Here is a 22,882-nt window from a genome sequence, read left to right as displayed (position 1 = left end):
GGGCGCGTGACGATCCTCGACGCCGCCCGCGACGGCATGAACCCGGACATCCGACCGCAGGACGACCTCTTCGGGCACGTCAACGGCCGCTGGCTCGACGAGACGGAGATCCCGTCGGACAAGTCGAGCTGGGGAGCCTTCATCGCCCTCGCCGACGCGGCCGAGCAGCAGGTGCGCGACATCATCACCGAGCTGGCCGACCGTCCGGCCGACGAGCTCGACGAGGACCAGCGCAAGATCGGTGACCTCTACGCCTCCTTCATGGACACCGACACCATCGCCGCGAAGGGCCTGCAGCCGATCGAGGGCCTGCTCGACCGCGCGCGCCGGGTCGCCGACCTCACCGACCTCGCGGCGTTCCTCGGTGCGTTCGAGCGCATCGGCGGGCCCGGGCTGTTCGGCTCCTACATCACCCCCGACCGCGGCGACGCGTCCAAGAACATCGTCTACCTCGCGCAGGGCGGCCTCGGCCTGCCCGACGAGTCCTACTACCGCGAGGACAAGTTCGCCGAGATCCGCGAGAAGTACCTCGCCTACCTGACGACGCTGCTCACCCTAAGCGAGCACGAGGACCCCGAGGGCGCGGCGGCGCGGGTGCTGGCCTACGAGACCCGGCTGGCCGAGGGCCACTGGGAGGCCGCGGAGACCCGCGACGTCCAGAAGACGACCAACCACCGGAGCCTGGAGGAGCTGCGCGAGCTCTGCCCCGCCTTCGACTGGGTCACCTACGTCACCGGCCTGGGCGGCACCGAGGAGACGCTGCGCCGCTCGATCGTCATGCAGCCCGACTTCTTCTCCCACCTGTCGACCGTGCTGGAGGAGACGCCCATCGAGACGTGGCACGACATCCTGCACGTCCGTGTCGTGCGCAGCTCCGCGCCCTACCTGCCCGACGCGTTCGTCGAGGCCAACTTCGACTTCTACGGCCGCACCCTCAACGGCACCCCGGAGCTGCGGGCCCGCTGGAAGCGCGGCGTCGACTTCGTCGAGGGCGCGATCGGCGAGGCCGTCGGCAAGGTCTACGTCGACCGGCACTTCCCGCCGAGCTCCAAGCAGATGATGGACGAGCTGGTCGCCAACCTCGTCACCGCCTACCGGCGCTCGATCGAGGCGCTCGACTGGATGGGTGACGACACCAAGCAGAAGGCGTACGACAAGCTCGACCGCTTCTACCCCAAGATCGGCTACCCGACGGAGTTCCGCGACTACTCCTCGCTCACCGTCTCCGCCGACGACCTGATGGGCAACGTCGCCTCCGCGTCGGCGTTCGAGACCGACCGGCAGCTCGCGAAGGTCGGCCAGCCGGTCGACCGCGACGAGTGGCTGATGCTCCCGCAGACGGTCAACGCCTACTACCACCCGGGCACCAACGAGATCTGCTTCCCGGCCGCCATCCTCCAGCCGCCGTTCTTCAGCCCCGACGCCGAGGACGCCGAGAACTACGGCGGCATCGGCGCGGTCATCGGCCACGAGATCGGCCACGGCTTCGACGACCAGGGCGCCCAGTACGACGGCGACGGCAACCTCCAGGACTGGTGGACCGCCGACGACAAGTCCGCGTTCGAGGCGAAGTCGCAGGCACTCATCTCGCAGTACGACGCCTTCGAGCCGCGCAACCTGCCGGGCGAGCACGTCAACGGCAGCCTCACCGTCGGCGAGAACATCGGCGACCTCGGCGGGCTCACGATCGCCCACAAGGCGTTCGTCATCAGCCAGGGCGGCGAGGCCTCGGTCGAGGACCGCCGCACGCTGTTCCTCAACTGGAGCCACGTCTGGCGCACCAAGCGTCGCAAGGAGCAGGAGCTCCAGTACCTCACCATCGACCCGCACAGCCCGGCCGAGTTCCGCGCCAACATCGTGCGCAACCTCGACGAGTTCCACGAGGTCTTCGAGACGCAGCCGGGCGACGGCCTGTGGCTCGAGCCGGAGGGTCGCGTCCGGATCTGGTGACCGCGTCGGGCACGGGCGCCGGTCGGGACCTTCGACCCCTGTCGCCCGGCCCGGGGGCTTCCTACGATGGAGCATGGTCAGGAGAGAAGCCCACATCACCGGGGGGATCGTCGTCGGGCACGACGGCTCGCGTGCGTCGGGCGCGGTCGTGCGCCGGGCGGCCGACCTCGCCCAACGCCTCGGGGTGACCCTCCACGTGGTGCGCGTGTGGAACCTCGCCACCGCGCCCCGGCCCGACTCGATGGTCGGCGGCTACGTCCCGCCGTTCGCGGAGTTCGAGCAGGCGGTCATCGCCGACCTCAAGGCCGACTGCGCGTCGGCCGGGCTGGGTGACGACCTCGACCTCCAGCTCTACGCCCTGCGCGGTCAGACCACCGAATGCCTCATCGACGCCGCCGCGCACGCGGAGATGCTCGTCGTCGGCACCCGGGGGGCCGGTGGGTTCCGTGGCCTCCGCTTCGGCTCGACGGCCACCCAGGTCGTGCGCCACGCGGGCGTCCCGGTGCTCGTGGTGCCCAACGTCCCGGACTGACCGGCCACGGTTTGCCGGGGTTGTTGAATGGCTCGCGTGACGCTGCCCGGACACGACCAGTCGACCTACCGGCTCCGCATGGAGTGGGGGCCGACCGGTGCCGAGGCGGTGCCGGCCGACTACGCCGTCGTGGTCGACGTCCTGTCCTTCACCACGACGCTCACCGTCGCGCTGGAGCGCGGCATCGAGGTCTTCCCGTTCCGCTGGAAGGACTCCCGCGCCGCCGAGCACGCCCTGCGCCACGGCGCCACGCTCGCCGTCGGCCGGTTCGAGGCGATGTCGCGCGGCGACGCGCGCCACGTGTCCCTCTCGCCGGCCAGCCTCGCGGAGGTCGAGGGCGTCCAGCGCCTCGTCCTGCCCTCGCCCAACGGCTCGACGATCGCGTTCGCGCTCGCGGAGTCCGGCGCCCAGGTCGTCGGCGCGTGCCTGCGCAACGCCGGTGCGGTCGCCCGGTGGCTGGGCCCGCGGGTCGCCGACGGCGCCAGCGTGGTCGTCGTACCCGCGGGGGAGCGGTGGTACGACGACAGCCTGAGGCCGGCGGCCGAGGACCTCTGGGGTGCCGGTGCCGTCCTGGCCGCGATCGACGCGGAGGCCGAGGCCAGCGCCAGCCCCGAGGCGCGGATGGCGATCGCCGCCTGGCAGGCGGCGGTGCTGCCCCACGACCTGCTCCACTGCGCCGGCGGGCGCGAGCTGACCGAGGCCGGCTTCGTGGCCGACGTGGAGATCGCGGCCCAGCACGACGTCAGCGAGGTCGTGCCGGTGCTGGTGGGTGAGTCGTTCCGCGACGCCGCCTCGATCCCCCCGGCCGGCACCCGGCTGCGACGCGTGGGTGACTGACCCCCGCAGAAACCGACCGATCGGTCTGGTGGAGCGGGCCGCCCTGTCCCTAGTGTGATCGGGGCCACACTCGGGTGGCCCTTCTCGGACAGGACCGATCAGATGAACCGCACGTCCCGCCTCGCCGTGCTCGGCACCGCACTCGCCGGCCTGCTCACCCCGCTGCTGCTGCAGCCGGCCCAGGCCGCAGCCCCGGGCTACGTCGCCCTCGGCGACTCCTACTCCTCGGGCACCGGCACCCGGTCGTACCTCGCCGACGGCACCGGCTGCCAGCGCTCGACGGCCGCCTACCCGAGCCTCATCGCCGCGGCTCGTGGCTACGCGCTCAACTTCCGCGCCTGTTCCGGCGCGACCGTCGCCGACGTGACCACCACCCAGCTGTCCGCGCTGACCTCCGCGACCTCCTACGTCTCCGTCTCGGTCGGCGGCAACGACGCCGGGTTCGCCGACGTGCTGACCGAGTGCGCGCTGCCCGGCTGGATGAGCAGCTGCGACAGGGCGATCAACACCGCCCAGTCCTTCATCAACGCCACCCTGCCCTCGCGGCTCGCCACCCTCTACTCCGGCATCCGCGGCCGCGCGCCCTACGCCAAGGTCGTCGTCGTGGGCTACCCCCGCATCTTCAACGGCGAGGACTGCAACGCCTTCACGTGGTTCTCCCCCGCCGAGGAGTCGCGGCTCAACCAGACCGCCGACCTCCTCAACGCGCGGCTGGCCACCGCCGCCGCGGCCGCCGGCTTCTCCTTCGCCGACCCGACCAGCCGCTTCGTCGGCCACGCCGTCTGCGACGCCGACGAGTGGATCAACGGCCTCTCCAACCCGATCAGCGAGAGCTACCACCCCAAGGCCACCGGCCACGCGAACGGCTACACGCCGACCGTGAGCCCGCTGCTCACCGGGGCCACCGTGGCCGTCACCGCCGAGGTCACCGCCGCGTCGTCCGCCAGCGCCGACGAGCAGGCCGCGCTCCAGCAGCAGTACGCCGACGCCGACCGCACCATCGAGCAGGAGACCTTCGTCGCCCCCGACCTCACCACCCCCGAGGCCCGCAGGGCCGCGCGCAGGGCCGGCGTCGACATCGACCGCTTCCTCGCCCGCAGCAACCGCTGACGGGATCCGCTCGGCCGCCGGGTGCGGTAGTCCAGTGGGAAACGGTCGTGCGGCCGGCCCTTGGGCAGCGTTTGGCCACTGGACTACCGGGCGGGGGCTCGAGACGGGGTGCTTGTGGAGGCGGCGGTGCGGTCGTCGGTGGCGGTTGGTAGACAGGGGGGATGACGACTGCGACCGGCGCGACCGACGACGTACGCCTCTCCGCCCGGGAGGCCGCCGAGCGTCACCTGCGCGCGCTGGTCGGGCGCGACGACGCGCGGTTGCGCGAGGACCAGTGGGCGGCCATCGAGGCCCTGGCCGTCGACCACCGGCGCGCCCTGGTCGTCCAGCGCACCGGCTGGGGGAAGTCGGCCGTCTACTTCGTCGCCACCAAGCTGCTGCGCGAGGCCGGCGCCGGGCCGACGGTGATCGTCAGCCCGCTGCTCGCGCTGATGCGCAACCAGATCGCCGCTGCCGAGCGGGCCGGCATCCGCGCGGTGACGATCAACTCGACCAACATCGACCAGTGGCAGCCGATCCACGACCAGATCCACGCCGGTGAGGTCGACGTCCTGCTCGTCAGCCCCGAGCGGTTGAACAACCCCGGCTTCCGCGACGAGGTGCTCCCCCGGCTGGCGGCGACCTGCGGCCTGCTCGTGGTCGACGAGGCCCACTGCATCTCCGACTGGGGCCACGACTTCCGCCCCGACTACCGCCGGCTCCGCACCCTGCTGGCCGAGCTGCCCTCCGGCATCCCGGTCCTCGCGACCACCGCGACCGCCAACGCCCGCGTGACCGACGACGTCGCCGAGCAGCTGGGCGTGCACGCCGACGGGTCCGCCGACGCGCAGGTCCTCGTCCAGCGAGGCACGCTCGACCGCGAGTCGCTGCGGCTCGGCGTGGTGCAGCTGAAGACCCCCGAGCAGCGGTTGGCCTGGCTGGCCGACCACCTGGTCGAGCAGCCGGGCTCCGGCATCGTCTACTGCCTCACCGTCGCCGCCACGCAGGAGGTCGCCGGCTACCTCCGCGACCGCGGCCTCGAGGTCGCCGCCTACTCCGGCCAGACCGAGGCCGACGAGCGCCACGCCCTCGAGCAGGCGCTCGTCGACGGGCGGGTCAAGGCACTCATCGCCACGAGCGCGCTCGGCATGGGCTTCGACGCCAGCCTCGGCTTCGTCATCAACCTCGGTGCGCCGTCGTCTCCGGTCGCCTACTACCAGCAGGTCGGCCGTGCCGGCCGCGGTACCGACGACGCCACCGTGGTCCTGCTGCCCCAGATCGAGGACCGTGACATCTGGGCGTACTTCGCCTCGCTCGGGTTCCCCCGCGAGGAACAGGTGCGCGAGACCCTAGCGGCCCTGGCCGAGTCCGACCGGCCCCTCTCGACGGCGACCCTGGAGACGCGGGTCGAGCTCGGGCGCAACCGGCTCGAGTCGATGCTCAAGGTGCTCGACGTCGACGGGGCCGTGCAGCGCGTGCAGGGCGGCTGGGTGGCGACCGGACGTCCGTGGACCTACGACGCGGAGCGCTACGCCCGCGTCGCCGAGGCGCGCGAGCGCGAGCAGCAGGCGATGCTGGGCTACCTCCGCACCACCGAGTGCCGGATGCGCTACCTCCGCGAGCAGCTCGACGACCCCGAGGCGACCGACTGCGGTCGCTGCGACAACTGCGGCGGGCTCACGCTGTCGTCGTCGGTCAGCGAGGCGGCGGTGGCCGACGCCGGCCAGCGCCTGTCGCGCCCCGGCGTGGTGCTCGAGCCGCGCCGCATGTGGCCGACCGCGCTCGCCAACCTCGGTCTCGACCTCAAGGGCAAGATCGCCGCCGGCGCCGAGCCGGGTCGCACCGTCGCTCGCCTGACCGACCTCGGCCACGGACAGGCACTGCGCGCGCTGTTCCGCGAGGACACCCCCGACGGGCCCGTGCCTCCTGGGCTCGCGCAAGCGGTCATGGACGTGATGAAGGACTGGTCCTCGGAGTGGACCTCGCGCCCCGACGCCATCGTCGTCGTCGAGTCGGCCACCCGACCCACCCTCGTCCGCGACCTCGCCGACGGGCTATCCCGCGTCATGCAGGTCCCGGTCGTCGGCACCTGGGCGATCCGCGACTCCTCCGTCCCGCCGCGGGCCGGTCAGTCCAACTCCGCGCAGCGCGTCGCCGCCGTACGCCGCCGCGGCGGGCTCGACGCCGACGTACCCCCCGGTGCGACCGTCCTGCTCGTCGACGACCAGGTCGCGACCGGCTGGACGCTCACCGTCGCCGCCACCGCGATCCGCGCCGCTGGCGCCGCGGCCGTCCTGCCCCTCGCCCTCGCCGCCCAGGGCTGAGCGCCGACCCTCCCGCGCCCGGCCCCGGGTCTGGTCAGCGTCATATGAATCCGCACGTATAGGTCCCGGTTCGCATGACGCTCGGCCCCGGGTCTGGTCAGCGTCATACGAACCCGCACGTATAGGTCCCGGTTCGCATGACGCTCGGCCCCGGGTCTGGTCAGCGTCATGAACCCGCACGTATAACCCCCGGTTCGTATGACGCAGGGGCGGGCGCGTCAGGAGCCGTCGGACATCGGGCGCCGGTGGAGCCGCGTGGCCAGCAGCCGCCGCTCGGCGTCGTTCGCGGTCAGCTCGAGCGCCCGGCGGTTGGCCGCCGCGGCCTCGTCGTCGCGGCCGAGGGCGGCGAGCAGCTCGGCGCGGGTGGCGTGGAAGAGGTGGTAGTCCGCGAGCGGACCGGCGAGCGTCTCGAGCCACGCGAGGGCGTCGCCGGGTCCGGCGACCTGGGCGTGGGCCACGATGCGGTTGAGGCGTACGACGGGGGAGGGGTCGTGGCGGGCGAGCTCCTCGTAGAGCAGCGAGATCTGCAGCCAGTCGGTCTCCGCCCAGCTCGCGCCCGTCGCGTGCACGGCGGCGATCGCGGCCTGGAGCTGGTAGCGCCCGGGCCGCCGGAGAGTGGCAGCGCGCTCGATCAGCCGCTCGCCCTCGGCGATCGCGTCGTGGTCCCACAGGCTGCGGTCCTGGTCGCGCAGCAGCACCAGGTCGCCGTCGGCGAACCGGGCCCGGCTGCGGGCGTGCTGGATGGTGAGCAGCGCCGCGAGCCCCCACGCCTCCGCCTCCTGGGGCAGCGACGTGGCGATGACGCCCGCGAGCCACACGGCGTCGGCCGCGAGGTCCCGGTCCTGGGTGGGCCCGGTCGAGGAGACGAACCCCTCGTTGAACATGACGTAGACGACCGCCAGCACGTCGTCGAGCCGCGCCGTCAGGTCCGCCTCCGGAGGGACGGTCAGCGCGATGCCGGCGGAGACGATCTTGCGTTTCGCACGGACGATGCGCTGGGCGAGCGTCGACTCGTGGACGAGGAAGGCGCGCGCGATCTGCGGGGTGGTGAGGCCGACGACGGCGCGCAGCGTGAGCGCCAGCCGGGCGTCCGGGGCGAGTGCCGGGTGGCAGCAGGCGAAGAGAAGCGCGAGCCGGTCGTCGGTGCCGTCCGCCGGGTCGTACGTCCCTCCCGCCGCGCCGGCGCGCGCGGCAAGCGCCCGCTGGCGGTCGCGGTGCCGCATGCCGTCCATCGCGTTCCGGGTCGCGGCGACCTGGAGCCACGCTCCGGGACGGTCCGGCGGGCCGTCGCGCCGCCAGGACGTGAGCGCCTCGACGACGGCGCCCTGGACGGCTTCCTCGGCGAGGTCGAAGTCGCCGAACCGTCGGGACAGACGGGCGACCAGCGGGCCGGCCTCCTCGCGCAGGGTGCGCGCGAGGAGGTCGTCCGTGGTCGGCATCGCGTGGTCCGTCAGGTCCGGAGGGTCACTCGAACTGCGAGTAGTCCTCGACCATCGGCCGGATCTCCACCGCGACACCGGGCAGGTCGAGCATCGGCCAGCTCTTCACCACCGCGATCGCGGCATCCATGTCGGCCACGTCGATCACGCTGAACCCGCCGATGACCTCCTTGGCCTCGTTGAACGGGCCGTCGACGACGACCGCGCCGTCGCTGCCGTGCTTGACCGTGGTGGCGGTCTCGACACCGAGCAGCTCGGCGCCGGAGTCGGCCATCACGCCGGCGTTCTCCCCGAACCACTCGTAGACGCGCTTGTAGATCGCCTGCGCGGCCTCGGGGTCGGTCTGCTCGGCGAGGTCGGGGCGGGAGGTGTACATCAGGACGTACTTCATGGTCGTGCCTCTCTGTCTCGGCCCCGCCTCTCGGGGCTCGGTCACCACCTCGTCGCCGCTGCGGGCCCGGGATCGACAGCCCGCGCGGACTTTCTCGCATCTTCCTCCGCGATCGCCCCTGCGTCATCCGGATCCGCACCCATGGGTCCCGTTCCGGATGACGCCCGCGCGTGCACCCGGGCCGAGGGGAAGGGGCTGGGGCACGTACGACGGCGGCCCGCCCTCCGAGCTGGAGGACGGGCCGCGGACGACGTACTGGGGGGTGCCGGGTCAGTGACCCATCACCGCGGTCGGGTCGACGGGCGCGACCTTCGTGCGGGGCAGGAACGCCGCCGGGATGAGGCAGCAGGCCACCAGGATGGTCGCGACGATGAACACGGTCGCGAACGCGTCGGCCATGTCGTTGGTGACCAGCTGCTGGAGGATGCCGAGCTGGTCGGGCGAGATGCCGAAGCGCTCGAGGATGGCGGCGACCTGGGTCTGGTCGTCACCGGCCTCGGCCAGCGCGGTGCCGGCGGCCACGAAGCGCGAGTCCTTGAGCTCGTTGGTGAGGATCACCGAGAAGAGTGCGGTGCCGATGGAGGCCGCCACCTGCTGGGTGATGTTGAGCAGGGTCGAGCCCCGGGCCACGTTGTGCGCGGTCAGCGTGGCGAGCGCGGCGGTCATGATCGGCATCATCGTGCCGCCCATGCCGAGACCCATGATGAACAGCGCGCTGAGGATGTAGAGGTAGGACGTGTCGGCGCCGATCTGGGTGAACATCGCCATGCCGACGGTGATCACGGTGATGCCGACCAGGACGATCTTGCCGGGGCCGATCCGGTCGGCCAGGATCCCGGCGATCGGCATCGTGATCATCGCGCCGACGCCCTGCGGGGCCAGCAGCCAGCCGGTGGCGAGGGTGCCCTCGCCGCGGACCTGGATGAAGTAGAGCGGGAACAGCAGCGAGGCACCGAAGAACGCGATCGCGAAGAGCGTCATCGCGATCACCGCGACGGTCAGGTTGCGGTTGGCGAACAGGCGCAGGTCGACCAGCGGGTGGATGTTCTTGCGGTTGAGCGCCCACGGGACGAACGCGCAGATCAGCACGATGCCGAGGACCATCGGCACGAGGACGCGGGGCGCCATCGCGGTGCCCTCCTCGGGGATGGAGCTGACGCCGTAGAGGAACGCGGCGAGACCCGGCGACAGCAGCACCATGCCCAGCCAGTCGAAGGTCTCCGACGGCTCGACGTGGTCCTTGGGGAGCACGATCCAGGCGTAGACGATCGCGGCGACACCGATCGGCAGGTTGATCAGGAAGATCCAGTGCCACGAGGCGCTCTCGATCAGCGCACCACCGAGGATGGGGCCGAAGATCGGGCCGAGGAGCATCGGGATGCCGAGCACCGCCATCACGCGACCGACCCGCTCGGGACCGGCGGCGCGGGTCAGGATCGTCATGCCGAGCGGCATCAGCATGCCGCCGCCGAGGCCCTGCAGCACCCGGAAGAGGACCAGCATCTCCAGCGACGTCGCGGCCGCGCAGAGCACCGAGCCGAGCGTGAACAGCGCGACGGCCAGCAGGTAGAGGCGCTTGGTGCCGAAGCGGTCGGCGGCCCAGCCGGTCAGCGGGATCACGCTCGCGAGGGCGAGGGTGTAGCCGGTCATCGTCCACGCGACCTCGGCCGCCGTGGCGTCGAACTCCTCCTGGAACGTGTTGAGCGCGACGGAGACGACGGTGATGTCGAGGATCGACATGATCGCGCCCAGCACGACCACGCCGGCCACCATCAGGACGCCCTTGTCGAGCTTGTCGGAGTACTCCGGCGTGGCGCCGGTCTGGGTCTGGGTGTCGGTCACCCGACAACGGTATTGGTTGCGTCCGACAACGAGTAATCGTTTTCGCGGTGGGCTGCGTCACCCCCACGGGTGGGCCGGTGAGCGACGGGCGTACGACGGCCCGCTGCGGAGCCGGGAACTCCCTGTCGGTCCGAGGCGTTACCGTCCCTGTGCCCGCTGTCGAGCGGGGACAGAGAGGGTGTGCATGAGCTTCGTCCCGGTCACCGGTCCCGCCAGGTTGCTGGTGGGGGAGCCGCCCCGGGAGGGCTCGGTCGAGTTCACCGACGAGCGCCGCACGATCGTGATGCCGATCCGCGGGGCGCTGCCGGTGCTCGGCAAGGCCCGCGACCGGGCCGACGTGCACCCGTCGGTCGCGCTGCTCGCCGGCGCCGCGCTGCTGGGGCTCCAGCTCGTGGCGTCCGGCCGCTTCGCCCCCGACCCCGAGGGTCGGCACTGGCAGGTGGCCGGGCTCGATGCCGCCGACGAGCGGCGCATCGCCGAGCTGGCGCGCTCCCGGGCGTGGGACGGCTTCGACGAGGCGACCGCCGAGGGCATGGTCCGCGGCCTGCTCGACGCGGTGGTCGACACCATGCCGCGCACCACGCCCGGACGCTCGCGGCACCGCGGTCCCGCGCCCGGTCCCGCGGCCGGCCGTGCACCGGCGGAGCCGTCGAGCCCCGACGCGTTCAGCGACGAGCTGCAGCAGCGGATCGCGCGCATCCGTGCGCGGGGCCGTGACGACCGGCCCCACCTGGTGTCGATCTCGTTCCGCGTGGAGGCAGACGAGGAGGAGCTGGTCGCCGGTGCCGTACGCCTCGTGCTGCAGGTCCACGCCGTCGACAACCCCGCCCACCTCGCCGACGCCTCCGAGCTGTGGGCCGAGTCCGGACCGGAGGCCGCCCACGGCTTCGGCGACCGGGCCCGCACCCACGCCGCCATCGCGCTGCGCTCCGCTGCCGACGCCTGGCCGGTCCTCGACCGGCTGCTCGACCTGCGGGTCCCGGACGAGATCACCCTCGACTCCGACGAGATCCTCTCGCTCCTCGACGGCGGCGCCGCGGCGCTGACCGAGGCGGGCCACCCGGTCATGTGGCCGAAGTACCTCGACCGCGACGTGACGCAGCGCGTCGAGCTCGGTCGGCGCTCACCGGCCGGCACCCGCGAGGAGCCCCTGCAGGACGGCCTCTTCGGGCCGCAGGCGCTGTTCGGCTTCGAGTGGCAGCTGTCGCTGCACGGCGAGGAGCTGTCCGAGGACGAGATGGACGAGCTGGCCCGCACCACCAGCCCGATCATCAAGCTGCGCGACAACTGGGTCGCGGTCGACTCTGCCGTGATCAAGCGCGCCCGCAAGCGGCTGATCCGGACCGTCACCCCGGTCCAGGCGCTGGCGGCCACGCTGACCGGCGTCGTCGACATCGAGGACGCCCCCTACGAGGCGGTCGTCGGGGCGAGCCTGCTCGCGGTCCGCGACCGCGTGCGCGAGGCCGCGACAGGGGAGCTCGTCGACCCACCGGAGGCGCTGCAGGCCGAGCTCCGCGACTACCAGCGCCGCGGCCTGTCGTGGCTGGCGGAGATGACCGGGCTCGGCCTCGGGGCGTGCCTGGCCGACGACATGGGGCTCGGCAAGACGATCACACTCATCGCGCTGCACCTGCACCGCGGCGGCTCACCCACCCTCGTGGTCTGCCCGGCGTCGCTGCTCGGCAACTGGGAGGCTGAGATCCGGCGCTTCGCCCCGGGGGTCGCCGTACGACGCCACCACGGCAGCGCGCGCGACCTCGACGGCGTCACGGACGGGTTCGTGCTCACCACCTACGGCACGATGCGCAACGACGCCGCCCTCCTCGCCGAGGTCCCGTGGGAGCTCGTCGTCGCCGACGAGGCCCAGCACATCAAGAACTCGCGGTCGGCCGCCGCCCGGGCGATGCGCGCCATCCCGGGCTCCGCCCGCGTGGCGCTGACCGGCACCCCGGTCGAGAACGACCTCACCGAGCTGTGGTCGATCCTCGACTGGGCGGTCCCCGGCCTGCTCGGCAGCCGCAACGCCTTCCGCAAGGTCTGGGCCGGCCCCATCGAGTCGGGTCTCGAGCCCACCAAGGCCCGGCAGTTCGCCGACCTCATCGGCCCGTTCCTGCTGCGGCGGCGCAAGTCCGACCCCGGGGTCGCGCCCGAGCTGCCGCCCAAGACCGAGACCGACCACCTGCTCGGCCTGACCCGCGAGCAGGTCGTCCTCTACGAGACGCTGGTGCGCGAGTCGATGCGCCGCATCGAGGAGGCCGACGAGGAGACGCGGCGCGGCCTCGTGCTGAAGCTGCTCACCGGCCTCAAGCAGATCTGCAACCACCCCGCCCACTTCCTCCGCCAGCCCAACCCCAAGCTCCGCGGGCGCTCGGAGAAGATCGAGCTGCTCGACGAGCTCGTCGGCACGGTGATGGCCGAGGACGGCGCCGTGCTCGTCTTCACCCAGTACGTCGCCATGGCGCGGCTGCTCGAGCGCCACCTCGCCGCCGCCGGCGTGCCGCACCAGCTCCTCCACGGCGGTACGCCGGTGCGCGAGCGCGACGCGATGGTCGCCCGGTTCCAGGCGGGGGAGACGCCGGTGTTCCTGCTGTCGCTCAAGGCCGGGGGCACCGGCCTCAACCTCACGCGGGCCGACCACGTGATCCACCTCGACCGCTGGTGGAACCCCGCCGTGGAGGACCAGGCGACCGACCGCGCCTACCGGATCGGCCAGACCCGTCCGGTGCAGGTCCACCGGTTCATCACGCAGGGCACGATCGAGGAGAAGATCGCCGAGCTCCTCGCGCGCAAGCGGTCGCTGGCCGACTCCGTGCTCTCGCGCGGCGAGACGGCGCTCACCGAGCTGTCGGACGCCGAGCTCCGCGACCTCGTCGAATTGCGAACCACCCCACGACCTTCTCCCCACCCGCGTCACTCTCCCGAAGGACGCCGCGGGGACCCCGGAGACCGGCGATGAGCACTCCCGACGCGACGCCGACCACCCATCCTCGGCTCCCGCCGCGCCGGGGTGGCGGGTCCGGCACGTGGTGGAGCAAGGCCGTGCTCCGGGCGGTCGAGGAGGCGTCCTTCGGCGAGAAGGAGCTGCGGACCGGCCGCACGCTCGCCCGCTCGGGGGCCGTGGGCGCGATCACCGTCGCCGAGGGCGGAGCGGTGGCGGCGGTGTCCGACGGCGACGACGCCCACACGGTCGAGGTCACCGTGCCGGTGCTCGACCACTCCGACGCGGCGGCCTTCACCGAGCTCGTGGCCGCCGAGTCGGGGCGCATCGCGGCGCTCCTCGCCGGACAGCTGCCGCACGCCCTCGTCGAGGCGGTGGAGGAGGCCGGCGTCGAGCTCCTGCCGTACGGCGGCGAGCTGGGCTCGGCGTGCACCTGCGAGGCCTGGCTCGACCCGTGTCCGCACGCACTGGCCGTGCTGACCCAGCTCGCCTGGCTGATCCAGGCCGACCCGTTCGTGCTCACGCACCTGCGCGGGCTCTCCCGCGAGCGCGTGCTCCGCGACCTCCACCGGCTGGTCCGGCCGGCGACCGACCCCTCGCCGGACGACGGGTCGTCCGCGACCCCGGGCCCTCGTGCGGCCGACGACGTCGACGACCTGGTCGTGGCGGAGGACGCGGCCGTCTGCGCGGCGCGGCTCCTGCGCCTGGAGAGCCCCTTCGACGCCTGGTGACAGCCGGCCGAAGGTGCGGCGTCAGGCGAGGCCGAGGGCGCCGTGGGCCATGTCGCGCAGCACGTCGTGCATCTGCGGGTCGGGCAGCCGGCCGCTGTGCGGCGTGGAGTTGAGCAGCCCGAAGAGCACGTGCGCGCGGGTGCGCGAGGCCTCGGGGCTCACGGAGGGGTCGTGGCGGCGGATCTGTGCCGCCCACTCGTCGACGTACGCGCGCTGAAGGGCGCGCACCCGCTCGCGGGCCTCGTCAGGCAGGCTGCTCCAGTCGCGGTCCTGGACCACGATCAGCGCCCGGTGCTCGAGGGCGAACTCGATGTGCCACTCGACCAGCGCCTCGAGCGCCTCGCGCGGGCCGTCGGCGGACGCGACCCGCGATCGTCCTTCCGCCAGGAGCGTCTCGCTGATGGTCACGAGCATCTCGGCGAGCATCGCGTCCTTGGACGGGAAGTGCTTGTAGAGCGCTGGGCCGGACACGCCGCACGCCGCGCCGAGCTCGGCGACCGAGACGCCGTGGAAGCCCCGCGACGCGAACAGGTCGGCCGCGATGTCGAGGATCTGCTGGCGGCGGGGGGTCACGTCGCCGAGGTTAGTGCTTGCTAACCCCCACGGTGACCGTGGCGCGGGGAGTGGCATGAGGCGCTCGGGCGCCTCCGATGCTGCCAACGGAATCACACGCGCCTCCCCGACGATCCTGTGCTGCAGTGGGCCGCACCCCTGCAGCGGCCCACTGACCCCCGTCTGTGCACCTGTCCTGCATCGTAGATCGTAGGCGCTACATCCCTAGGGGTGTGAGGGGTTGATCCCCCGATTGGGTAAAGAATAGTTGGTCCGGGCCTGTCGCGACCGCGGATTCATCGGTCGATGGTGTAGGCGACCGCGGACCTCCACGGTCGATGGACACCGCAGGTTAATGATCGCTAACCTGACCGCGTGTCCGAGCACCAGACCCCGCCGGCAGGGGCGACCCCCACCATGCGCGAGCTCGTCGACGACCTCCGCTCCCGGTTGGACCGGGTCCGGCAGGGCGGGTCCGCGGCCGCGCGGAAGAAGCACACCGACCGCGGCAAGCTCCTGGTGCGTGACCGGGTGGACCGGCTGCTCGACCCGGGGAGCCCGTTCCTCGAGCTGGCGCCGCTGGCGGCCTACGGCATGTACGGCGGCAAGGACGGGGACGACCACGCGGTCCCGTCCGCCGGCGTCGTGGCCGGGATCGGACGCGTCTCGGGCCGCGAGTGCGTGGTGGTGGCCAACGACGCCACGGTCAAGGGCGGCACCTACTACCCGATGACGGTGAAGAAGCACCTGCGGGCGCAGACGATCGCCGCGGAGAACCACCTGCCGTGCATCTACCTCGTGGACTCGGGCGGCGCGTTCCTGCCGATGCAGGACGAGGTGTTCCCCGACCGCGAGCACTTCGGCCGGATCTTCTTCAACCAGGCGAACCTGTCCGCCGCCGGCATCCCGCAGATCGCGAGCGTCATGGGCTCGTGCACGGCGGGCGGGGCGTACGTGCCGGCGATGTCCGACGAGACGGTCATCGTGCGCAACCAGGGCACGATCTTCCTCGGCGGCCCGCCGCTGGTGAAGGCCGCCACGGGTGAGGTCGTCTCCGCCGAGGACCTCGGCGGTGGTGACGTGCACGCGCGCACCTCGGGGGTGGTGGACCACCTCGCCGAGGACGACGCCCACGCGCTGGCGATCGTCCGCTCGATCGTCGACACGCTGCCCGCCGCCACCCCGGCCCGTACGCCCCGTGCGGACGTCGAGGAGCCCCACGAGCCCGCGGAGTCGCTCTACGACGTCGTGCCGACCGACACCCGCACGCCCTACGACGTGCGCGAGGTCATCCGGCGGGTGGTCGACGGCAGCCGCTTCCACGAGTTCAAGAAGCTCTACGGCGACACGCTGGTGTGCGGGTTCGCGCGGATCGACGGCTACGAGGTCGGGATCGTCGCGAACAACGGGATCCTCTTCAGCGAGTCGGCGCTCAAGGGCGCGCACTTCATCGAGCTGTGCAACCAGCGCGGCATCCCGCTGGTGTTCCTGCAGAACATCACCGGCTTCATGGTCGGGCGGGAGTACGAGAACAAGGGCATCGCCCGCGACGGCGCGAAGCTGGTCACCGCCGTCGCCTGCTCGGTGGTGCCGAAGTTCACCGTTGTCATCGGTGGCTCCTTCGGCGCCGGCAACTACGGCATGTGCGGGCGGGCGTACGACCCGCGGTTCCTGTGGATGTGGCCCAACGCGCGGATCTCGGTGATGGGCGGCGAGCAGGCGGCGTCGGTGCTCGCCACCGTCCGCACCGACCTCGAGACCGACGAGCAGGTCGAGGCGTTCAAGGCCCCGATCCGCGAGCAGTACGAGACCCAGGGCTCGCCCTACTACGCCAGCGCCCGGCTGTGGGACGACGGCGTCATCGACCCCGCCGACACCCGCCGGGTGCTGGGCATGGCGCTGGCGGCGACGTCGTACACCCCGATCCCCGAGCCGTCCTACGGCATCTTCAGGATGTGACGACGTGAACACCCTCTTGATCGCCAACCGCGGCGAGATCGCCCTGCGGGTCATGCGCACCGCGCGCCGCCTGGGGTGGGAGACGGTCGCGATCCACACCGACCTCGACGCCGGGGCGCCGCACACGCGCGAGGCGGACCGGGTGGTGCGCGTGGAGTCCTACCTCGACATCGACGCCGTCGTCGCGGCCGCGCGGGAGTCGGGGGCCGGCTACGTGCACCCCGGCTACGGGTTCCTGTCCGAGCGGGCGCCGTTCGCGCGGGCGCTGGCCGAGGCCGGGATCACGCTGGTCGGCCCGTCGGCCGACGTGATGGACGCGATGGGCCGCAAGGACGCCGCCCGCGACGTCGCGGTGGCGGCCGGGGTGCCGGTCGTGCCGTCGTACGCCCTCGACGGTCCGGACGCAGCCGACCCGGCGGGCTTCTCCTACCCGGTGCTCGTCAAGGCCGCCGCCGGTGGTGGCGGCAAGGGCATGCGCGTCGTGCGCAGTGCGGGCGACTACGACGAGGCGTACGCCGCCGCGCAGCGTGAGGCGCGCTCGTCGTTCGGCGACGACACGATCCTGGTGGAGAAGTACGTCGAGTCCGGCCGCCACATCGAGGTGCAGGTCATGGGTGACACCCACGGCACCGTGCTGCACTTCTTCGAGCGCGACTGCTCCACCCAGCGCCGGCACCAGAAGGTGCTGGAGGAGGCCCCGGCCCCCACGATCAGCGAGGAGCAGCGCGCCGCGATCACCGGCTCGGCCGTGGCGCTGGCCCGGCAGTGCGGCTACACCGGCGCCGGCACGGTCGAGTTCCTCCTCGACAACGCCAGCGGCGAGTTCTACTTCCTCGAGATGAACACCCGCCTCCAGGTGGAGCACCCGGTCACCGAGGAGGTCGTCCGCCTGCGGACCGGACGGGGGAGCGAGCGCGTGGACCTCGTCGAGCTCCAGCTCCTCGTCGCCACCGGCGAGCCGCTCGGCATCGCGCAGGACGACATCACCCTCGAGGGCCACGCGATCGAGGCGCGGGTCTACGCCGAGGACTCCTTCAACGGCTTCCTCCCGCAGGCCGGCGTCGCCACCCATGTGGCGTGGCCGCGCGGTGAGGGCGTGCGGGTCGACCACGCCCTCGGGTCCGGTCAGGAGGTCTCGACCTCCTACGACCCGATGCTCGGCAAGGTGATCGCCGTCGGCGCCGATCGTGAGGAGGCGCGGCGTCGACTGGTCCGCGCGCTCCACCGCACGGAGATCGCCGGCCTGACCACCAACGCCGGGTTCCTGCGCGTGCTGGCCGAGTCCGACGAGTTCCGTGACGCCACGATTGACACCGCCTGGCTCGACCGCAACGAGGTCCAGGCGCCCGACGACGACGTGGCCGTGCAGCTGGCCGCGGCCGCGCTCGCCCCGCCCGCCGGGTCCGGGCCGTGGCGGTCCGACGGCTGGCGGCTGGGCGGCGAGCCCGCGCCGGTGCGGGTCGTCGTCGGGACCGAGCTGGTCGACGTACGACCCGCGTCGTCCGCGCCGGCCGCGTTCGTCCGCGTCACCTCGAGTGCCGTGGAGGTGATCGACCGCGGCCAGCGGTTCGTCTTCGACCGCCACGACCCGTTCGGCGACCACGCCGTCGCCGCCGGCGACGGCACCCTCCTCGCGCCGATGCCCGGCACGGTCCTGGCGGTCAACGTCGCCGAGGGCCAGGCGGTGGGCGAGGGTGAGACGCTGGGGGTGATGGAGGCGATGAAGATGGAGCTCGCGCTCAAGGCGCCCTTCGCCGGCACGGTCACCACCGTCGGCGCCGCCACCGGCGACCTCGTCAAGCTCGGCGCCCTGCTGTTCACCGTGGAGCCGGCGGAGGGGTCGTCGTGAGCGCCCTGCCGATGACCGTCCGCGCCGAGGGGATGCCCGAGCGCGTGACGATCTACGAGGTCGGTCCCCGCGACGGCCTGCAGAACGAGCAGGCGATCGTCCCGGTGGCGGTCAAGGCCGAGTTCGTACGACGCCTCGTGGCGGCCGGCCTGCCGATCGTGGAGGCGACCAGCTTCGTGCACCCGCGCTGGGTGCCGCAGCTCGCCGACGCCGCCGAGCTGATGACCGAGCTGGGCGACGAGGGGCGCGACCTCCCGGTGCTCGTGCCGAACGAGCGCGGGCTCGACCGGGCCCTCGAGCTCGGCCTGCGGCACGTGGCCATCTTCGGCAGCGCGACGGAGACCTTCGCGACCAAGAACCTCAACCGCACCTTCGACGAGCAGTTCGCCATGTTCGAGCCGACCGTGGCCCGGGCGCGCGAGGCGGGCCTCGACGTGCGGGCCTACGTCTCGATGTGCTTCGGCGATCCTTGGGAGGGTGCGGTCCCGGTCGAGCAGGTCGTCGCGGCCGGCACCCGGCTGCTCGACCTCGGCGCGAGCCAGCTCAGCCTCGGCGACACCATCGGCGTCGCGACCGCCGGCCACGTCACGGCGCTGGTCGCGGCGTTCGCCGACGCGGGCGTCGGCACCGACCGGCTCGCCATGCACTTCCACGACACCTACGGCCAGGCGCTCGCCAACACCTTCTCCGCCCTGCAGGCGGGCATCACCACCTTCGACGCGAGCGCGGGCGGCCTCGGCGGCTGCCCCTACGCGAAGTCGGCCACCGGCAACCTCGCCACGGAGGACCTGGTGTGGATGCTGACCGGCCTCGGGATCGAGCACGGGGTCGACCTCGACGCGGTCGTGTCCACCAGCACGTGGATGGCCGCCCAGCTCGGGCGGCCGAGCCCCAGCGCCGTCGTGCGCGCCCTCGGGACCCCCGGGTAGTCCACGGGATGCGGACCTGCGGCGGGTCGCGAGGCAGCCATTTCCCGGTGGACCACCCGGCTCGGGCACAATCAGCGCCATGAGCCGCGTCGTCCACCTCCACATCGGCGCCCCCAAGACCGGCACGACCTACCTGCAGGACCGGCTGCTGCTCAACACCGCCTCGCTCGCACGCCACGGCGTGACGATCCCCGGACCGCGCGGGGGCCGGTCCGACATGTTCCACTTCCGGGCCGCGCTCGACCTGCTCGACCAGGACTGGGGCGGGGCGCCCGGGCACGCCGAGGGCGCGTGGGCGGCGATGATGCGCAAGGTGCAGCGCGCCGACGGCAACGTCGTGATCAGCCACGAGATCCTCGCCGGCGCCAAGCCCGACAAGGTCGCCAAGGCGTTGAACGACCTCGCCGGCCACGAGGTGCACGTCGTCTACTCCGCGCGTGACCTCGGCCGCCAGCTGCCCGCGGCCTGGCAGGAGTCGATCAAGCAGGGGCGCAAGTGGCCCTTCAAGCGCTTCCTCACCAAGGTCGAGCGCGGCCAGACCTGGTTCTTCAACGCGATGGACCTCCCGACCGTGCTGGCGCGCTGGGGCGCCAAGCTGCCCCCGGAGCGGGTCCACGTCGTCACCGTCCCGCACGACCGCGGTCCCAACGGCGACGAGCTGTGGCTGCGGTTCTGCCGGGCGTTCGGCATCGACCCCGCGTGGGCGCCGCTCGACTCCGAGCGCGACAACCGCTCGCTCGGCATCGCCGAGACCTCCCTGCTGCGCAAGCTCAACCGTCGCCTCGAGCTCGGCGTGTGGCGCGACCCGGCCTACGACGCCCTCATCCGCGAGCTGCTCGCCCAGCAGGTGCTGGTGTCCCGCGAGGCGATCCCGGTCCGGCTGCCGCCCGACCGCTACGACTTCGCGGAGCAGCAGGCCGACGCCTGGATCGAGTGGATCAAGGGCAGCGGCGTCGACGTGGTCGGCGACGTGGAGGACCTGCGACCACGCCGTCCCGCCGAGGGCGAGAAGTGGAAGGACCCGGACCAGGTCCGCGCCAAGCTCGAGCTCGGTGCCGCCCTCGACGCCCTGACCGTGATGACGCAGGAGGCCGCGAACCGCGCCACCGCCGACACGGTCGGCGGCCGGCTCCGCGACGCCGCGCGCCGGTTGCGGGACCGGTGACCGCCAGCGCGACCCGACCGGCGGGGTCCGTGCACGGGTGGGTCGCCCACCTGCGCGCCGGCGGTACGACGCCGTGGCTGGCGTGGACCGGCCCCGATGACACCGACGCGACGACCCGCCGCGCCCTGCCAGGCGCCCAGCAGCTCGAGCTCCTGCGCCGGATCAACCTGGCCCGGGAGTCGAGTGCACGGCCCGGTGGCGACCACGACCGCGAGCGCTCTCGACTCGCCGACCGGGTGCTGGCCGCCCCCGCGGCCGGGCGCGGCAAGGCCGACCTGCCCCTGGTCGGTGCGGCGCCGACGGGCTTCGGTGCCCAGCCGGTCGACCCGGCGACCGTCAGCGCCCACGAGCTGCTGCGGGTGGCCAGCACGCTTCTCGCCGACGACCTCGTCGCCCTCGGCGCCGACCCGGTGCGGCGCGGTGTGCCGAGGCCGTGGCGCCGCCGCTTCCGGCTGGTGGGAGACCCGCTGGTCGTCGCCTCCGCCCGTGAGCACCTGCTCGGTCGCGGCCGGCCCGAGGGCGGACCGCGTGCGTTCGTCGTGGCGGTCGGCGGCCCCCTCGACGACCTGCTCGCCCACACCTGGACGCAGCGCTGCTTCGAGCACGGGAGCCGCCCGTGGGGCGACTGGCTGCGCTTCTGGCGCGAGCGCGACCAGCTGCCGGCCCGGGTGGACCTCGACGACTCCGTACGCCGCTGGGGAGGGCGCCGGCCCCTGGTCCGGGTCGTCACCGACCTCGACCAGCTCCCGGCGCACCTCGGCGTGCGCCGGCTGCCCGAGGTGCGGGTGCCCGGCGCCGACCAGGCCGAGCTGGCCCGCCGCATCTCGGCCGTCGTCGGCATCCGGGTGCCCGTCGCCGAGCGGCCCGCGCTGATGCGGACGCTGCAGCGGCGGATGCCCGACAGCGGCGTCGCGCCCGTCGTCGTACCCGCGGCGGAGCACGCGTGGGTCGCGTCGTCCGCGGCACGCATGACGCGCCGGCTGACGCGCGCTGGCTACCCTGTCGTCGGCGACCTCGCCGACCTCGCGCCGCGCGCCGCGGCGGACCGTCCCGGCCCGTCCGGGCCTGCCGGGGTGGACGGCCGGCAGGTGCTGGACCTGGCGATCAGGATGATCGTCGACCCGGGGTGGCGCACGAGCCGGGAGAGGAGCGTGGAGCGGTGAGCAGGCGGGTGCTGCTGCACGTGGGCTGCCCGAAGACCGGCACGTCCTACCTCCAGGACGTCCTCTTCCGCAACCAGCCGGTGCTGCGCGAGCACGACATCCTCTACCCCGCCGACCGCTTCGACGCCCACTTCCTCGCCGCCCTCGACCTGATGACCCTGCCGTGGGGCGGCATCGAGACCGAGGCCGTCGGCGCCTGGGACCGGCTCGCCGCCGAGGTCCGCGAGTGGCACGGCACCTCGATCATCAGCCACGAGATCTTCGCCCGCGCCACCCCGACCCAGGTGGAGCGCGCGCTCGCCTCCCTCGGCGACGCCGAGGTCCACCTCGTGCTCTCGGTGCGCGACCTGGTGCGCCAGGTCCCCGCCGAGTGGCAGGAGAACGTCAAGCACCGCAGCCACATCACGTACGCCAAGTTCCTGCGCACCATCCGCGACCCCGACCGCGACTCCCGCATCGGCTCGTGGTTCTGGGCGGTCCAGGAGATCCCCGACATCCTCGAGCGGTGGGGCTCCTCGCTGCCGCCCGAGCGCGTGCACCTGGTGACGCTGCCCCCGCCGGGCGCGGACCGCGGCGAGCTGTGGCGCCGGTTCTCCCGCACCTTCGGGCTCGACGGACTGCCGCTCGACCTCACCGCGGAGCGGGAGAACCCGTCCCTCGGCGTCCCGGAGACCTCGCTCCTGCGCACCATCAACGAGCGGGTCACCTCGATCATCGCGCCGCCCGACTACCGCCCGCTGGTGCGCGAGACGCTGGCCCACCAGACGCTCTCGCGCGGCGTGTCGTCGGCGCGCCTCGGCCTCTCCCCCGAGGACCACGCGTGGGCCCGCGGGCTGTCGGAGCGCTGGATCGCGGTGCTCGCCGAGCGGGGGTACGACGTCGTCGGCTCGCTCGACGACCTCCTCGGGCCCGACGCCGGCACCTTCGCCAACCCGGACGCCGTGACGGCCGACGAGCTGCTGCCGCCCGCGCTCGACGCGATCAGCGCCCTGCTGGTCGAGGGCGCGCGGCTGCGGGCGGTGGAGGAACGGCTGCACGGCGAGCTGCGCGAGGCCCGCGAGGACCTCGAGCGTGCCCGCGCGACCACCGCCTACCGCGCGCGGCGCAAGGTGGTCACCACGCTCGAGGGCAGCCCCGCCGGTCGTGGCTCGCTCGACGCCTACCGGAGGCTGCGCGGGCGCAAGGGCTGACG

General features: G+C 73.1%; 17 protein-coding genes. 13 read left to right on the top strand and 4 right to left on the bottom strand.

The window, feature by feature from the left end:
- The first annotated feature begins 6 nt into the window (after positions 1 to 6).
- The 5 genes from NYO98_RS17470 (at position 7) to NYO98_RS17450 (ending at position 6,732) form a co-directional block, all read left to right on the top strand.
- The gene (locus tag NYO98_RS17470; protein ID WP_326494460.1) at positions 7 to 1,950 is read left to right on the top strand and encodes a M13 family metallopeptidase; all 1,944 of its coding nucleotides are present in this window, start codon (positions 7 to 9) and stop codon (positions 1,948 to 1,950) included.
- Positions 1,951 to 2,023: 73 nt separating this feature from the next.
- Complete coding sequence (locus tag NYO98_RS17465; protein WP_268113028.1) at positions 2,024 to 2,482, top strand: universal stress protein; 459 nt, start codon at positions 2,024 to 2,026, stop codon at positions 2,480 to 2,482.
- Positions 2,483 to 2,518: 36 nt separating this feature from the next.
- Positions 2,519 to 3,319, top strand: coding sequence for a 2-phosphosulfolactate phosphatase (locus tag NYO98_RS17460; protein WP_268113027.1), 801 nt, complete (start codon positions 2,519 to 2,521; stop codon positions 3,317 to 3,319).
- A 102-nt stretch (positions 3,320 to 3,421) separates the two neighbouring features.
- Complete coding sequence (locus NYO98_RS17455) at positions 3,422 to 4,429, top strand: SGNH/GDSL hydrolase family protein (protein WP_268113026.1); 1,008 nt, start codon at positions 3,422 to 3,424, stop codon at positions 4,427 to 4,429.
- 161 nt (positions 4,430 to 4,590) lie between these two features.
- Positions 4,591 to 6,732 (top strand): RecQ family ATP-dependent DNA helicase, encoded by a 2,142-nt coding sequence (locus NYO98_RS17450; RefSeq protein ID WP_268113025.1) that lies wholly within the window; start codon positions 4,591 to 4,593, stop codon positions 6,730 to 6,732.
- Positions 6,733 to 6,950: 218 nt separating this feature from the next.
- Here NYO98_RS17450 and NYO98_RS17445 read toward each other — a convergent pair whose 3' ends face one another.
- The 3 genes from NYO98_RS17445 to NYO98_RS17435 all read right to left on the bottom strand — a co-directional run bounded on the left by NYO98_RS17445 (position 6,951) and on the right by NYO98_RS17435 (position 10,404).
- On the bottom strand, positions 6,951 to 8,171 hold the full coding sequence (locus tag NYO98_RS17445) for an RNA polymerase sigma factor (protein WP_268113024.1): 1,221 nt from the start codon (positions 8,169 to 8,171) through the stop codon (positions 6,951 to 6,953).
- A 25-nt stretch (positions 8,172 to 8,196) separates the two neighbouring features.
- Complete coding sequence (locus tag NYO98_RS17440) at positions 8,197 to 8,562, bottom strand: YciI family protein (protein WP_268113023.1); 366 nt, start codon at positions 8,560 to 8,562, stop codon at positions 8,197 to 8,199.
- Positions 8,563 to 8,832: 270 nt separating this feature from the next.
- Complete coding sequence (locus NYO98_RS17435) at positions 8,833 to 10,404, bottom strand: DHA2 family efflux MFS transporter permease subunit (RefSeq protein WP_268113022.1); 1,572 nt, start codon at positions 10,402 to 10,404, stop codon at positions 8,833 to 8,835.
- Positions 10,405 to 10,588: 184 nt separating this feature from the next.
- On the opposite strand from NYO98_RS17435, the gene NYO98_RS17430 reads away from it, so the two are divergent.
- Positions 10,589 to 13,360 carry a DEAD/DEAH box helicase gene (locus NYO98_RS17430; protein WP_268113021.1) on the top strand — a complete coding sequence of 924 codons (2,772 nt, stop codon included), beginning with the start codon at positions 10,589 to 10,591 and terminating at the stop codon, positions 13,358 to 13,360.
- Complete coding sequence (locus tag NYO98_RS17425) at positions 13,357 to 14,073, top strand: SWIM zinc finger family protein (protein WP_268113020.1); 717 nt, start codon at positions 13,357 to 13,359, stop codon at positions 14,071 to 14,073. Before NYO98_RS17430 ends, NYO98_RS17425 begins: the two co-directional genes overlap by 4 nt.
- A gap of 21 nt (positions 14,074 to 14,094) precedes the next feature.
- On the opposite strand, the gene NYO98_RS17420 is transcribed toward NYO98_RS17425, so the two are convergent.
- The gene (locus NYO98_RS17420; RefSeq protein WP_268113019.1) at positions 14,095 to 14,646 is read right to left on the bottom strand and encodes an SACE_7040 family transcriptional regulator; all 552 of its coding nucleotides are present in this window, start codon (positions 14,644 to 14,646) and stop codon (positions 14,095 to 14,097) included.
- 354 nt (positions 14,647 to 15,000) lie between these two features.
- On the opposite strand from NYO98_RS17420, the gene NYO98_RS17415 reads away from it, so the two are divergent.
- The 6 genes from NYO98_RS17415 (at position 15,001) to NYO98_RS17390 (ending at position 22,880) form a co-directional block, all read left to right on the top strand.
- Positions 15,001 to 16,584 carry an acyl-CoA carboxylase subunit beta gene (locus NYO98_RS17415; RefSeq protein WP_456094057.1) on the top strand — a complete coding sequence of 528 codons (1,584 nt, stop codon included), beginning with the start codon at positions 15,001 to 15,003 and terminating at the stop codon, positions 16,582 to 16,584.
- A gap of 4 nt (positions 16,585 to 16,588) precedes the next feature.
- Complete coding sequence (locus NYO98_RS17410; protein ID WP_268113017.1) at positions 16,589 to 18,433, top strand: acetyl/propionyl/methylcrotonyl-CoA carboxylase subunit alpha; 1,845 nt, start codon at positions 16,589 to 16,591, stop codon at positions 18,431 to 18,433.
- Entirely contained in the window at positions 18,430 to 19,362 is a 933-nt protein-coding gene (locus NYO98_RS17405) for a hydroxymethylglutaryl-CoA lyase (protein ID WP_268113016.1), read from the top strand. Before NYO98_RS17410 ends, NYO98_RS17405 begins: the two co-directional genes overlap by 4 nt.
- Before the next feature lie 79 nt (positions 19,363 to 19,441).
- Entirely contained in the window at positions 19,442 to 20,527 is a 1,086-nt protein-coding gene (locus tag NYO98_RS17400; protein WP_268113015.1) for a hypothetical protein, read from the top strand.
- Positions 20,524 to 21,690 carry a hypothetical protein gene (locus NYO98_RS17395; protein WP_268113014.1) on the top strand — a complete coding sequence of 389 codons (1,167 nt, stop codon included), beginning with the start codon at positions 20,524 to 20,526 and terminating at the stop codon, positions 21,688 to 21,690. The genes NYO98_RS17400 and NYO98_RS17395 overlap by 4 nt, the downstream gene beginning before the upstream one ends.
- Positions 21,687 to 22,880, top strand: a complete 1,194-nt coding sequence (locus tag NYO98_RS17390) for a hypothetical protein (RefSeq protein WP_268113013.1) — start codon at positions 21,687 to 21,689, stop codon at positions 22,878 to 22,880. The genes NYO98_RS17395 and NYO98_RS17390 overlap by 4 nt, the downstream gene beginning before the upstream one ends.
- Positions 22,881 to 22,882 lie beyond the last annotated feature (2 nt).

It is taken from the genome of Nocardioides pini, from assembly GCF_026712185.1.
Lineage (GTDB): Bacteria > Actinomycetota > Actinomycetes > Propionibacteriales > Nocardioidaceae > Nocardioides > Nocardioides pini.
This window is presented reverse-complemented; position numbering and strand designations above follow the sequence as displayed.